Source organism: Streptomyces acidiscabies, assembly GCF_020010905.1.
In the GTDB taxonomy this organism is placed as follows: Bacteria; Actinomycetota; Actinomycetes; order Streptomycetales; family Streptomycetaceae; genus Streptomyces; species Streptomyces acidiscabies.
On the sequence record NZ_JAGJBY010000002.1, the window covers coordinates 3,160,932 to 3,173,827 of the forward strand.

A 12,896-nucleotide genomic window follows, 5' to 3' on the forward strand; every position below is an offset into this window, starting at 1 on the left:
TCACACCCCCTCCAGTTGGCTCTCGCCGGCGTCCCGGCCGCCGAGCCGGCGCAGCAGCAGGGCGAGGGCGAGGCCCACCAGGACGAGGATGACCGCGATGACGCTGGCCGGCCCCATCAGGCTGGCCTGGAAGCCCCGCTTGTACATGTCCAGCGCGAGGACCCGGGTCGCGTCCGACGGGCCGCCCTCGGTCAGGACGAAGATGAGGTCGAAGAAGGTGAGCGAGCCGACCACCATCAGCGTCGACGAGGTGATGATGGTGTACCTGAGCTGGGGCAGCGTGATGCTGAAGAACTGGCGGATCTGCCCGGCGCCGTCCAACTGCGCTGCCTCGTACAGGGACCGCGGGATCTGCTGGACACCCCCCTGGTAGATCAGCGAGTGGAACGGGACGAACTGCCAGGAGACGACGAAGATGACGACGCCGAAGGCGAGCCCGGAACGCCCCAGCCAGTCCTTGCTGAGCCACTCGACCCCGAGCCCCGCGCCCAGCCCGAAGTTGGGGTCCAGCAGCGCCTTGTACGCGACCGCGATCGCCGCGGAGCTGAGCAGGAGCGGGACGAAGTAGACCAGGCTCAGCACCGCACGGTAGCGCTGGCGGCCGGCCAGGAACGTGCCGAGCAGAATGCTCGCCGGTGTCTGGACCGCCCAGGACACGGCCATCACCAGGAACGTCACCCACAGGGCGTGCGGCAGCCCGGGGTCGTTGAGCACCGCACGCCAACTGGTCAGCCCGGACGGGTGGATGGCGCCGATCCCGTCCCACGTCGTGAAGCTCAGCACGAAGACGCCGACGAGCGGGACCACGGCGAAGCCGACGAAGAACAGCAGCGCCGGCACGGCCAGCCAGGGCAGGATGCCGCTCCGGCCCTCGTGCCCCGCGGAGCCCGTGAGTGCGCTCACGTGCCGATGACCTTGTTGAGATTGCCGGCGAACTGCTGCGGCGTTATGGACAGTTGGAACAGCTTGCTGATGTTGTCCAGCAGCGCTTCGGCGGCCGTCGGGCTGAGCGCCTGGTCCCAGGACTGGCTGAACGACTTCGCGTTGCTCGCGACGCCGTACACGAACTCCAGGAACTCGGAGCCCTTGGCCCCGGCCAGCAGTTTCTGCGAGTCCTTCCGGATCGGCACCGCCCCGGTCCCGATCCACTCCTTCACCTCCTCGTCCGTGAGGACGCCGGTGGCGAAGAACTTCTTCGCGATCTCCTTCTGCTCGGCACTGGCCTTCGAGGAGAGGGACAGGTACTGGGCCGGGTTGCCGACGGAGTTGCTCGGATCGCCCTTGCCGCCTTCGACGGGCGGGAAGTTCATGAAACCGAGGCCGCCGCTGGAGACGAAGTCCTTGCCCTCGGTCTGCTGGATGCCGTACGACCAGGAGCCGTGCAGCATCATCGCGGCCCTGCCGGTGTACAGCAGCGCCTGGTCGGCGTTGGAGTCCGCGGTGATCGAGGAGAAGCCCTTGATGAATCCGCCCGCCTTGACCAGGTCCTGGAGTTTGGTCAGCGCCTCGATGGCGGCCGGGTGGGACCAGGCGTCCTTCTTGCCGTCGTAGGCGGCCTGGAACACCTCGGGGCCGCCGATGCGGTCGAACAGGAACTCCAGCCACATCATGTTCGTCCACCGGGACTGGCCGCCGAGGGCGAACGGGGCGATGCCCTTCGCGTTGAACCGGGGCACCAGGGCCATGATGTCGCCCCACGACCGGGGCGGCTGGACGCCGACGTCGGCGAAGACCTTCTTGTTGTAGAACAGGACGATCGGCTCCACGCTCTCAGACGGCACCGCGTAGATCTTGCCGTCGACGGTCGCCGGGCCGAAAGAGTTCGGGAAGAGCCGGTCCTTGAGGTCGGGGTGTTCGGCGAACCACGGGGTGAGGTCGTCGACCTGGCCGGCCTTCACGTAGCTGCGCAGGGTGCCGCCGCCCCACCCCCAGATGATCGTGGGTGCCTTCCCGGCGCCGACGGCGGTCTTGATCCTCGTCTTGTAGGGGTCGTTCGCGAAGGTGGTGACCTTGATCTTGCCCTTGGGGTTGGCCTTGTTGAACCGCTCGACCGCACCGGTTCTGACGCCTTCCTGAGGCTGGCCGCTCAGGTGCCAGTACGTGGCCGTTCCGTTGCTGTCGCCGGGGCCGGACGAGCCGCCGCAGGCCGCGAGGGCCGTGGAGGCCGGCACGGCGGCGGCCAGGCCGAGGAGTGTACGTCGGGAGAGCGCCATGTTCTTCTCCGTGAGTCATCGTGAAAGGTTTTCGAAACTGCTTTCTCCGAGCTCTGTTCGTGCAACGTAGGTTTCGAACTGACGGCCTGTCAAGGTGCGTGCAGGCTTGTTGTCGTGCTGCGAACTGCCCAGTAATATCGGGCAATGATGACCCTCAGGAGATCTTGACGGGGACCGAAACTATTTCGAAGCCGACTGGCTGAGGACGGGAGGGACCGATGCGTCCGAACGCCAGGCGTACCACCTTGGCCGACATCGCCCAAGCGGCGGGAGTCTCCGTCGCGACCGTGTCCAAAGTGGTCAACGGCCGCGGTGACGTGGCGCCGCACACCCGCAGCCGGGTGCAGGAACTGCTGCGTCAGCACGACTACCTCGCGCCCGTGTTCCGCCACACCGAGGTCGTCGAGAGCCCGACCGTCGAGGTGCAGTTCCAGGGTGGCCTCAAGGCGTACGTGGCCGAGACCCTGGAAGGCATCATCGACTCCGCCGCCGCGTCGGGGGCCTCGGTGGTGATCAGCAAGGCGTCCCATGCCCCGAACTGGGCCCGGGACCTGGTCTCGGCCGGGCGCAGCGCCGTCATCGCGGTCACCAGCGTGTACACCACGGCGCACCTGAACGAACTGGCCCGGTTCGGGCTGCCGTTGGTCGTGCTGGACCCGCTGCACCTGCCGGACAGCCGTGTCCACAGCGTCGGGTCGACCAACTTCGGCGGCGGCCTGGCCGCGACCCGGCACCTGCTCTCCCTGGGGCACCGCCGCATCGCCTACATCGGCGGACCGGCCATGGCCGTGTGCAACCAGGCACGCGTGCACGGCTACCGCGCCGCCATGGAGGCGGAGGGAGCGCAGGTGCCCGACGCCTACGTCCGGCCCGGGGAGTTCACGTACGAGGCCGGGTTGCTCGGTGCCACGGCGCTCCTGGGTCTGCAGGAGCCGCCGACGGCGATCTTCGCGGGCAACGACGAGATCGCCATCGGTGTCATCGAGGCCGCCCGCACGCGGGGTCTGCGCGTCCCCGAGGACCTGAGCGTGGTCGGCTTCGACGACACGAGCGTCGCCCGGATGGCCTCGCCGCCACTGACCACGGTGCGCCAGCCGCTGCGGGAGATGGGCGGTGCCGCCCTGCGCACCGTCCTTCGGCTGGCGGGCGGTGAGAAGGTCGAGTCCCACCACATCGAACTCGCCACGGAACTCGTGGTACGCGCCTCTACGGGGCCGCCCCGGGAAGAGAACCCGGCGCGCAGGTAGCGGTGGCCGGTGCCTTCGGAGGGTGGCCCCGGGTGTTTCGGTCCGGACCGTGATGTGCCGGTCCTCGCTCGATCGCAGCATGGAGCGAGGAGGTCGAAGCATGGGTTTTCGGATCAGCAAGGAGTTCCACTTCTCCGCCAGTCACCGGCTCGACGGGCTGCCGGAGGGGCACCAGTGCGGCCGGATGCACGGCCACAACTACCTCGTACGGGTCGAGCTGTTCGCCGGCCCGGACGACCTGGACACAGTGGGTTTCGTCCGGGACTACGGCGAACTGGGCAAGGTGAAGCGGTGGTTGGACGACGAACTCGACCACCGGCATCTGAACGACGTCATGGACCGCAACCCCACCGCCGAGCACCTGGCGCAGTGGATCTTCGAGCGCTGGAGCGGGCACTTCCCGGAGCTGACGGCGGTACAGGTCTCCGAGACGCCCAGGACGTGGGCGGAGTACCGGCCGTGAGCGCCGAGGTGCTCGCGGAGCTCGAAGGGGGTGGTGCCGCAGTGGGTCCGAAGCTCGTCGTGAACGAGATCTTCGGCCCCACATGAGCGGTGCAGGGTGAGGGGCCGTCCCTCGGCCGCCGGTGCGCGTTCGTCCGGCTCGGCGGCTGCAACCTGTCGTGCCGCTGGTGCGACACGCCCTACACCTGGGACTGGAAAGGCGTCGCCGACTCAGGGGTCGCGTACAGCCCCGGGGCCGAACTGCACACGGTGCACTGGCGGGACGTCCTCGACCGGCTGACCGGGTACGGCGTACCGATGGTCGTCGTCTCCGGCGGTGAGCCGCTGGGGCAGCAGCGCAGGCTGGTCCCCCTGCTGAGAGCACTGGCCGAGAGCGGGCACGCCGTCGAGATCGAGACCAACGGGACCGTCGTACCGGACCCGGACGTCGCGGAACGGGTGCGGTTCAACGTCTCGCCTAAGCTGGCGCATTCGGGCGACCGGAGCGGGCGCCGGATCGTGCCGCGCGCGCTGCGGGCGTTCAGCCGGCTGCCCGGCACCGCCTTCAAGTTCGTCTGCCGGGACAGCCGCGATCTCGACGAGGTGGCCGAGGTGGCGGGCATGTGCGACGCCGAATCCGTCTGGATCATGCCCGAAGGCAGAACGGCGGACGAGATCCACCGGACGCTGCGCATCCTCGGCGACGAGGTCATCGAACGCGGGTGGAACCTCACCACCCGGCTCCATGTAACCCTGTGGGACAACCGAAGAGGTGTGTGACCGTGAGCGATTTCGACAGCCCCGAGTCCGTCGACACCCCCTTGTCCGTGCGTGACCCCCTGGAGGACATCGCGCGCCGCCTGCTGACCGAGATCGGTGAGGACCCCGACCGGGACGGCCTGAAGGAGACGCCCGCCCGGTTCGCCCGCTGGTGGCGGGAGTTCAGCGGCTACGAGGCCGGCAAGGTGGACACCCGCTTCCCGATGTTCACCCAGGGCCAGATCGTCATGGTCTCCGACATCGACGTGTGGTCGCTGTGCGAACACCACTTGCTGCCGTTCTCCTGCACGCTGACCATCGCCTACCGGCCGGACGGCGAGGTGCTGGGCCTGTCCAAGTTCGCCCGGATCGCCCACCGGCACGCCCACCGTCTCCAGGTCCAGGAGCGGCTGGTCCGCGACATCGCCGAGGAGGTCGTCGCGACCACCGGCTCCGCCGACGTGGCGGTCGTCGGCCGGGGCGAGCACCTGTGCATGAGCATGCGGGGCGTGCGCGCCTCGGCGCGGATGACGTCGTCGGTCTTCACAGGCGTCTTCGAGGAGTACGGACCGGCGCGCGAGGAACTCATCGCGACGATCTCCGCGGCGCGGTGACACCAGCCGCGCGGCTACCGTTCGTCGCGCCATGAGCGCCACAGCGCGGCGTACGCGCCGTCCGCGGCGAGCAGTTCGGCGTGGCTGCCGTACTCGGCGATGCGGCCGTCCTCGACGACGGCGATCCGGTCCGCGTCGTGGGCGGTGTGCAGGCGGTGGGCGATGGCGATCACCGTGCGGCCTGCCAGCACCCGGCTGAGCGAACGCTCCAGATTCCGCGCGGCACGGGGGTCCAGGAGCGAGGTGGCCTCGTCCAGGACGAGGGTGTGCGGATCGGCGAGCACGAGGCGGGCCAGCGCCAGTTGCTGGGCCTGGGGCGGGGTCAGGTGATGGCTGCCGGAACCCACCCGGGTGTCCAGTCCGGCCGGCAGCGCGTCCACCCAGTTCCCCGCGTCCACCGCGTCCAGCGCGGCGCGCAGTTCGGTGTCGTCGGTGCCGGGCCGGGCGAGCAGGAGGTTGTCGCGCAGGGTGCCGACGAAGACGTGGTGCTCCTGGTTGACGAGGGCCACATGGGAGCGGACGCGCCGGGCGGGCATCCGGGCGAGTGCCGCCCCGCCCAGGGTGACGCTGCCGGTGCGGGGCAGGTAGATGCCGGCGAGCAGCCGGCCCAGCGTGGACTTGCCCGCGCCGGACGGGCCGACCAGGGCCAGCCGGCTGCCCGGGCGCACGTCGAGGGTGATGCCGTGCAGCACGTCATGGCCCTCGTGGTAGCCGAAGCGGACGTCCCGCGCCCGCATCTCACGTCCGTCGGGCCGGACGGTCTCGTCCACTTCCGGGTCGGGGATCTCCCGGACGCCGACCAGGCGGGCCAGCGATGCCTGGCCTATCTGGAGTTCGTCGTACCAGCGGAGGATCAGGTCGACCGGTCCGGAGAGCATCTGCGTGTACAGGACGCCCGCGGTGAGCTGTCCGACCGTGATCCAGCCGTGCAGGGTGCACAGGCCGCCGAAGGTGAGGGTGGCGACCACGGCGAGGGCCGGGGGCAGACCGACGGTGGGGAGGAAACAGCAGCGCAGCCACATGGTGTAGCGGTCCCAGGACAGCCACCGGCCGATCCTCTCGTCCGTCGCCCGCACGCGCTCGGGGCCCAGCCGCAGCGCTTCCACCGTGCGTCCGGCGTCCACGGTCTCCGCGATCGCCGTGTTGACCGCGGCGTAGGAGACGGCCCTGGCGCGGTAGGCCTGCGGGGCGCGGCGGAAGTACCAGCGTGAGCCGGCCGCCAGGATCGGCGTGCCGATCAGTGAGGTCAGCGCGAGCAGGGGGGAGACGACCAGCGTCGCGCCGAGGACGAGCAGCACGGAGGTGACGGCGACGGCGAGTTCCGGTACCGCCTCACGGGCCGAGCCGGCCAGCCGGTCCACGTCGGTGGTGGTGCGGGAGACCAGGTCGCCGGTCCCCGCCTGTTCCAGGACGCGTGGGGGCAGGGAGACCGAGCGGACGAGAAAGTCTTCACGCAGGTCGGCCAGGAGGCGCTCGCCGAGGACCGCGCCGCGCAGCCGGGACAGGCCGGTGAAGGCCGACTGGGCCAGGACGGCGGCCAGGTACCACGCGGCGGCCTCCGCGATCCGGGCCGATGTGGTGGTCGTGCTCAGGTCCACGACGAGCCGGCCCATCACCCAGGGCCCGACGAGCCCGGCCAGGGTGCCGACGGTGTGCAGGCCGATCACCGCGAGGAAGGCGCGGCGGTGGCGGTGGGCGAGCTGCCGTACGTAGGCGCGCACGCCTGCCGGTGAACCGACCGGTAGCAGGGTGGCGGTCTCCCGCTCGTGCCGGGCGGGGTCCGCGGGCGGTTTCATCGGGGCTCTCCTTCGTGGACGCCCCGGCCTTCGGAGCGGGGAGGGCTGGTCTGCACGTTCGGCTGCGGCGTCCCGGCCGCCGTCAGACGGTTTCCCTGGCGGCGTCGGCCGGGAATCCCTGCCCGGTCTCGTCGCGGGTGACCACGGCGCGGTAGCCGTGGTCGGTGCCGATGAGGTGGCGATGGGTGCCGGCGGCGGCCACGCGGCCACCCTGGACGAACAGCACCCGGTCGGCACGGTCCAGGAGCAGCGGGCTGGTGGCGAAGACGACCGTGGTGCGCCCGGCCCGGATACGCCGCAGCGCGGTGGCGATCCGGTTCTCGGTGTGCGCGTCGACAGCGCTGGTGGGTTCGTCCAGCACGAGTACCGGTGGATCGGCGACCAGCGAGCGGGCCAGTGCGAGGCGCTGGCGCTGGCCGCCGGAGAGCGAACGTCCGCGCTCGGTGATCCGGGCGCGCATCGGGTCACCGCCCGCGTCCGGGCTGCCGTCGGCGAGGGCGTCGAGGGCGTCCCGCGCCTGTACGGCCCGTAGTGCTTCGGCGGGCGTGACCCGCCCGGACGCGGGCACGGCGAAGAGTTCCGCGAGGGTGCCGGACAGCAGCGCCGGGTCCTTGTCGTGGACGAGTACGAGGGCACGCGCCCGCTGGAGCGGCAGGGCGTCCAGTGGCACGCCGCCGAGCAGTGTCCGAGGCCGTGCGGGCGCGTGTTCCGCGTCCGGGGCGGCAGAGCGGGGCAGGTGACCGCCGAGGCGTTCCGCGATGGCACCGGCCAGATCGGGGTCGCCGCAGACCACCGCGGTCAGGTGTCCGGCGGTCGCTGTCATCCCGGTCACCGGGTCGTGCAGGTCCGAGCGGGCGGCTTCCTCGGTGGTCAACTCGCCGTGGCCCGCCGTCTGTGAAGGCTCGTCGGGATCGAGACCGAGTCCGAGAACGCGGACCGCGCGTGCCGAGGAGACCCGGGCCACCGACCAGGCGTGCGCGGTCTCGCCGAGCACCAGGAGGGGCCCGGCGAGGAACGCGGTGGCGCCGTAGACGCCGATCAGGTCGCCGATGCCGATCCGGCCCCGCACCGCGAGGGTGGCGCCGTACCAGGTGACGGCGACGACGAACAGGCCTGGCAGCAGCACCTGCTGGGCACGCATCAGGAACTGGACGCGGGCCACGCGCACCGCGGCGACGCGTACTTTCTGGGAGGCCGTCCGGTACCGGCTCAGGAACAGCTCCTCGCCTCCGATGCCCCGCAGCACCCGCAGCCCCGCGACCGTGTCGGCGGCCAGCTCGCTCGCCTCACCGCCGAGCTCGCGCTGCCGGTCGATACGGCGCTCCAGCGGGGCGATCAGCGGCCACACCGAGATCGCGAGCACCGGTACACCCAGCAGCACGGTCAGGCCGAGCAGCGGATGCAGGAAGAGCACCCAGGCACTGATGCCCAGCCACACCAGGACCGCACCCCACAGCCGGGCCAGGGCCTCGACGTACCAGCCGATCTTCTCCACGTCACCGGAGCTGACCGCGACCACCTCCCCGACGGCGATGCGCCGGGAGAGGCCCGGACCCAGCACCGTCGCCCGACGGGCGATCAGCTGCCGGATCTGGGAAGCCGCGTGGACCCAGTTCCACGCTCCCTGGCGGAGCTGGAGCACGGTGGCGGCCGACGTGACCGCGCTCAGCAGCAGGGCTCCGGCACCCGCGAACCAGAGATCGGTGCCACGCCCGTCGATCACGGCCTGCACGCCGCGGCCGATGACATACGGCTGGGCGGCCTGGGCACCCAGGCCGAGGGCGCTCCAGAGCACGGCCTTCAGGCGTCCGCGCCGCTGGGAACGGCCCAGCCAGGCCAGGAATCGGCCCGCGGACCGCAGATCGGGCCTGCCGGGGTCGGACAGGGGCAGATGAATCAGCGGCATGACACTCCGAGGTCGGTCCGGCGCCGGAGACGGCGCGTTTCACAGGCGGCCCTCGAACCAGTCGATCGTCCTCGCCAGGCCGTCCGCCCGGGTCACCCGGGGTTCCCACGCCAGCGCGCCCTTCGCCGCGGTGATGTCGGGCAGCCTGCGTTCCGGATCGTCCTGCGGGCGCCCGATGAACTCGACGTGAGAAGGCGAACCTGTGAGGTGTATGACCTCTTTGGCCAGGTCGAGCATGCTCACCTCCTCGGGGTTCCCCAGGTTCAGCGGGCCGCTGCCGTCGCTCTTCGCGAACTGGAAAATTCCTTCGACGATGTCGTCGACGTAGCACAGCGATCGCGTCTGCGAGCCGTCGCCCGCGACCGTCAGAGGCTCTTTGCCCAGCGCCTGCCTGATGAACGTGGGAACCGCACGGCCGTCGAACAACCGCATCCTCGGTCCGAAGCAGTTGAAGATGCGGACGATCCCGGCGTTCGTGTCACGATGGCGGCGGAATGCCATCGTCAGAGCCTCACCGAAGCGCTTCGCCTCGTCATAGACGGATCTGGGCCCGATGGGGTTGACATTGCCCCAGTAGGATTCGGGCTGCGGGTGGACAGCCGGATCCCCGTAAACCTCCGAGGTCGAGGCGAGAACGAAACGGGCATTCATCGACATCGCCAGGTTCAGCGCGTTGAGAGTTCCCAGAGAGCCCGCGCCGAGTGTTTCCACGGGAAAGCGCAGGTAGTCGATCGGGCTGGCCGGAGATGCCAGATGGATGACCACCGAGACGGCTTCGGGACTGTCGAAGGGGACGGTGACGTCGTGCTCGATCACTTCGAGGGCGGGATTGTTTTCGTGCGCACCGATGTTCTCCCGGCTTCCGGTGAGGAAGTTGTCGATACAGACGACCCGGTGGCCCGTTTCCAGATAGCGTTCCACCAGGTGGGATCCGATGAATCCCGCACCACCGGTGATCAGTATGTTTTCCATTCAGGATTCCATCATCCGCAAGAATTGTTCCGCGACCGCGGCGGGCGTATAGGAAGCGGTCTGCGACGGTCCATGGCGTGAGGCCGTGTGATAGCCGTCATGGTCGTCGAGAAGGCCGGTCGTGGCGTCCCACAGCGTGCGCATGTGCCGTGCCACCGAGGGCATGTGCGCCGCCGGCCCCGTCAGTACCGGGAGGCTCTCCTCCCCGGTGGATGTGACATCCACCGTGCGCCCACCGGGTCCGGCCAGCACGGGCAGGTGTCCCATCCGGAACCCGAGCACGGGAGTGCCCACGGACAGCGCTTCGGCGGCGACGTTGCAGAAGGACTCGGGTGCGGTCGAAGGCACCACCGCCACCGCCGCACCCGCGAAGAACGACTGGACCTCGTTCCAGGGCAGCGGCGGCAGCAGCTCCACGGCGTCGAGGGCGTCGGCCAGCTCGGAACACTCGCGCAGATACGCGTCCTGCAACCCCGGCGAGATCTCGAATCCCGCTTTCGCCAGCACGATCTGCACCGGACGGTTCAGCTCCGGCGGGACGCACCGCAACAGGTCGGCGACACCTTTCGCGGGGTCGGCACGTGCCACCACACGGACGGGGCCCGTACGGCGGAGCTCTTCGCGCCGGGCACGGGCCGGCGGATCCTCCTTGCACAGAAGCGCGTTGGGCAGCGTCCTCCAGGTACTGGAGTCGATCCCGGCGCGCGCCGCCTCCTCGACCATGAAGGGGCTCACGGTGATGACCGCGTCGGGCTTGTGCGCGAGGCTCTGGTGCATCCCGTCGTCCGTGCGCGGGAAATGCACCATCAGCGCGGTCCGCGCCGACCGGGGCGCCGGACCGAGGAACCCCAGACCCGATACGGCGTCTCCCCAGACGACGATGTCCGTCTCGTGGTCCTCGAGGATCTGCCGGACCTCCTGCCCGATCGTCGCGGTGTCGGCGAGCAGCGCCGGGATCTCCTCGTACGGAACAGGACGGGGGAACGTCACCGAGGTCAGGTGGACGACGTCCGGGTCGGTGACGGCGTGCCGCGAGCCTGCGGCGACCACGATCGTGCGGTGTCCGAGCTCACGCAGCCCGGCAGCCAGCGAGGCCAGGGAACGTTCGATCCCCGCCGGCTCGTCCGAGTGGTACGGAAGCATGACAAGTGCGATGTTCACAGGTCCACTCCTTGCACGGAAGTGCAATTCTCGCTTCGAATATCTCCGCCCGATCCGATGAATGCATCACGGTCGCCACCGATAGATTTACCGGACTCCCGCGAAGGAGTTGTAGCGGACCTTTCGGCTGCTTACCATGCAAGCATCCGCCACCATCCACCGATTTCGTTGCAGGAGGTCCGGTGAGCACCAGTACGAGCGGAGTGGTCCTGTGTTTCGATTCCACCTACACCTGGCCGGCGTGCGTGGCCATGCATTCGGTCATCCAGACCTGGGAATCCCCTGATCCGCTGAACATCTACTGCCTGTGCAACTCGACTCTCACGCCAGCGGACAGGGCTGCGGTCGAATCGGTGGGAAAACAGCGGAACACCCGACTGCACATCATCGACATCGACATCTCGGTCCCGGAGATACGCATCGAGCATCTCAGTGCCATGGCTTATGCGCGTGCTGTCGCCCCGGAGCTGATCGACGCCGAATTCCTGGTGTACATCGATTGTGACGTCATCGCATGCGCCAGTCTGCACACGCTCCTGCGCCCGATAGCGTCGGACTATCCGTTGGCGGCAGCACGAGATGTCTACGGGCCTGAACTCGCGGCCCCTCACATCGGCCCCGACCGTTTTCCGTTCGGCCGACGCGCGGGAACCTTTCCCTACTTCAACTCCGGAGTCATGGCGATCGACGTGGCCCGATGGCGGAAGCAGAAGATCACGCCGCGCGTCAGGGACCTCATGCGCGATCCGGACTGGCGGCCCGCACTCGACGACCAGGACACCCTGAACCACGTCCTGGACGGCCGGTTCGAAATGCTCGACCCCCGCTGGAACGTCGTACCGGTCGGCTTCCTCAACCGGAGTTTCAACTCGACGTCCATACCGGGCGACCGCTATGTGCCCGCCGAGTACCAGCGCGATCTCGAAGAATCGCCCTGGATGGTCCACTACCTCACCGGCCGGAAGCCATGGCTGGTGGACTACGGCGACGATCCCCTGGGCCACAGGTGGCACGCCGTGGAGACCGAGGTGGCCGGTGTGCTCGGGAGGGTCACGGCGCCGCGAACCGGGTGACGCTGTCCAGGTACGCGGTGGGATCGGCGACATCCGCCTCCCGGAAGGCTTCGCGCCGTTCGTAACAGGTCCCGCACGTGCCGCAGTGGATGTCGCCGCCCTTGTAGCACGACCAGCTCAGCTCCAGCGGCGCGCCGAGTCGCGTCCCGTGCAGGGCTATGTCGCGCTTGGACCAGGTCATGAACGGCGCTTCGATCCGCGGCACGACGAATCCCTCGTTGGCCACCGCCGCCAGGTGGCGCAGGGCGTCGATGAAGGCCGGGCGGCAGTCCGGATAGACGAAGTGGTCGCCGGCGTGCATGCCGAGCGCCACCGTGTCCGCTCCGCGGGCCACCGCGACCGACAGCGCGATATTGGCCAGTACGGCGTTCCGGTTCGGTACGACCGTGGCCCGCATGGCATCCTCCGCGAAATGCCCGTCGGGTACGGCGACATCGGCGTCGGTGAGTGCGGAACCGCCCAGCAGCCGTCCGAAGCCCGCGAAGTCCACCACATGGTGCGTCGCGCCGTAGTGCCGCGCGATCCGGCGGGCCGAGTCGATCTCCTTCCGGTGCCGTTGCCCGTAGTCCACGGTCACCGCGACGAGCGTGAACCGCAGCGCCGCGTAATGAGCGAGCAGTGTCGTGGAGTCCATCCCTCCGGACAGCACCACGACAGCGGTGAAGGGGTCCCGGCCTGCGTCGTGGTGCGCTGCGGTGTCCTGGGTGTCCATGG

12 protein-coding genes are annotated in these 12,896 nt (G+C 69.5%); 5 read left to right on the top strand and 7 right to left on the bottom strand.

The annotated features are described in order from the left end of the window. Together J8M50_RS40480 and J8M50_RS40485 are read right to left on the bottom strand one after the other, a co-directional pair. Window positions 1-903, bottom strand: coding sequence for a carbohydrate ABC transporter permease (locus J8M50_RS40480; RefSeq protein ID WP_010356705.1), 903 nt, complete (start codon window positions 901-903; stop codon window positions 1-3). Further along, window positions 900-2,213 (bottom strand): extracellular solute-binding protein, encoded by a 1,314-nt coding sequence (locus J8M50_RS40485; protein WP_010356707.1) that lies wholly within the window; start codon window positions 2,211-2,213, stop codon window positions 900-902. Before J8M50_RS40485 ends, J8M50_RS40480 begins: the two co-directional genes overlap by 4 nt. 218 nt (window positions 2,214-2,431) lie before the next feature. On the opposite strand from J8M50_RS40485, the gene J8M50_RS40490 reads away from it, so the two are divergent. The 4 genes from J8M50_RS40490 (at window position 2,432) to folE (ending at window position 5,274) form a co-directional block, all read left to right on the top strand. After that, a complete protein-coding gene (locus J8M50_RS40490; RefSeq protein ID WP_010356708.1) occupies window positions 2,432-3,460 on the top strand; it encodes a LacI family DNA-binding transcriptional regulator in 1,029 nt (342 codons plus the stop codon). A 100-nt stretch (window positions 3,461-3,560) separates the two neighbouring features. Next, window positions 3,561-3,923, top strand: a complete 363-nt coding sequence (locus tag J8M50_RS40495; protein WP_010356709.1) for a 6-pyruvoyl trahydropterin synthase family protein — start codon at window positions 3,561-3,563, stop codon at window positions 3,921-3,923. Window positions 3,924-4,012: 89 nt separating this feature from the next. Beyond that, entirely contained in the window at window positions 4,013-4,681 is a 669-nt protein-coding gene (locus J8M50_RS40500; RefSeq protein WP_010356710.1) for a 7-carboxy-7-deazaguanine synthase QueE, read from the top strand. Further along, window positions 4,678-5,274 carry a GTP cyclohydrolase I gene (gene folE / locus J8M50_RS40505; protein WP_010356712.1) on the top strand — a complete coding sequence of 199 codons (597 nt, stop codon included), beginning with the start codon at window positions 4,678-4,680 and terminating at the stop codon, window positions 5,272-5,274. The genes J8M50_RS40500 and folE overlap by 4 nt, the downstream gene beginning before the upstream one ends. Before the next feature lie 14 nt (window positions 5,275-5,288). Here the strand turns inward: folE and J8M50_RS40510 are convergent, their stop codons facing one another. The 4 genes from J8M50_RS40510 to J8M50_RS40525 all read right to left on the bottom strand — a co-directional run bounded on the left by J8M50_RS40510 (window position 5,289) and on the right by J8M50_RS40525 (window position 11,109). Further along, window positions 5,289-7,070 carry an ABC transporter ATP-binding protein gene (locus J8M50_RS40510; RefSeq protein ID WP_010356713.1) on the bottom strand — a complete coding sequence of 594 codons (1,782 nt, stop codon included), beginning with the start codon at window positions 7,068-7,070 and terminating at the stop codon, window positions 5,289-5,291. A gap of 82 nt (window positions 7,071-7,152) precedes the next feature. Next, the gene (locus J8M50_RS40515) at window positions 7,153-8,976 is read right to left on the bottom strand and encodes an ABC transporter transmembrane domain-containing protein (RefSeq protein WP_010356714.1); all 1,824 of its coding nucleotides are present in this window, start codon (window positions 8,974-8,976) and stop codon (window positions 7,153-7,155) included. Between the two features lie 39 nt (window positions 8,977-9,015). Then, entirely contained in the window at window positions 9,016-9,948 is a 933-nt protein-coding gene (locus J8M50_RS40520; RefSeq protein ID WP_010356715.1) for a UDP-glucuronic acid decarboxylase family protein, read from the bottom strand. Beyond that, on the bottom strand, window positions 9,949-11,109 hold the full coding sequence (locus tag J8M50_RS40525; RefSeq protein ID WP_010356716.1) for a glycosyltransferase family 4 protein: 1,161 nt from the start codon (window positions 11,107-11,109) through the stop codon (window positions 9,949-9,951). Between the two features lie 182 nt (window positions 11,110-11,291). On the opposite strand from J8M50_RS40525, the gene J8M50_RS40530 reads away from it, so the two are divergent. Then, on the top strand, window positions 11,292-12,182 hold the full coding sequence (locus J8M50_RS40530; RefSeq protein WP_010356717.1) for a glycosyltransferase family 8 protein: 891 nt from the start codon (window positions 11,292-11,294) through the stop codon (window positions 12,180-12,182). Here the strand turns inward: J8M50_RS40530 and queC are convergent. Beyond that, window positions 12,160-12,894 (bottom strand): 7-cyano-7-deazaguanine synthase QueC, encoded by a 735-nt coding sequence (queC, locus tag J8M50_RS40535; RefSeq protein WP_010356718.1) that lies wholly within the window; start codon window positions 12,892-12,894, stop codon window positions 12,160-12,162. The two genes, J8M50_RS40530 and queC, sit on opposite strands and share 23 nt — an antisense overlap. Window positions 12,895-12,896 lie beyond the last annotated feature (2 nt).

Coding starts and splice junctions, on each gene's coding strand:
- queC (WP_010356718.1), bottom strand. CDS start 12,894: ATGGACACCCAGGACACCGCAGCGCACCACGACGCAGGCCGGGACCCC.
- J8M50_RS40490 (WP_010356708.1), top strand. CDS start 2,432: ATGCGTCCGAACGCCAGGCGTACCACCTTGGCCGACATCGCCCAAGCG.
- J8M50_RS40520 (WP_010356715.1), bottom strand. CDS start 9,948: ATGGAAAACATACTGATCACCGGTGGTGCGGGATTCATCGGATCCCAC.
- J8M50_RS40495 (WP_010356709.1), top strand. CDS start 3,561: ATGGGTTTTCGGATCAGCAAGGAGTTCCACTTCTCCGCCAGTCACCGG.
- J8M50_RS40510 (WP_010356713.1), bottom strand. CDS start 7,070: ATGAAACCGCCCGCGGACCCCGCCCGGCACGAGCGGGAGACCGCCACC.
- J8M50_RS40515 (WP_010356714.1), bottom strand. CDS start 8,976: ATGCCGCTGATTCATCTGCCCCTGTCCGACCCCGGCAGGCCCGATCTG.
- J8M50_RS40485 (WP_010356707.1), bottom strand. CDS start 2,213: ATGGCGCTCTCCCGACGTACACTCCTCGGCCTGGCCGCCGCCGTGCCG.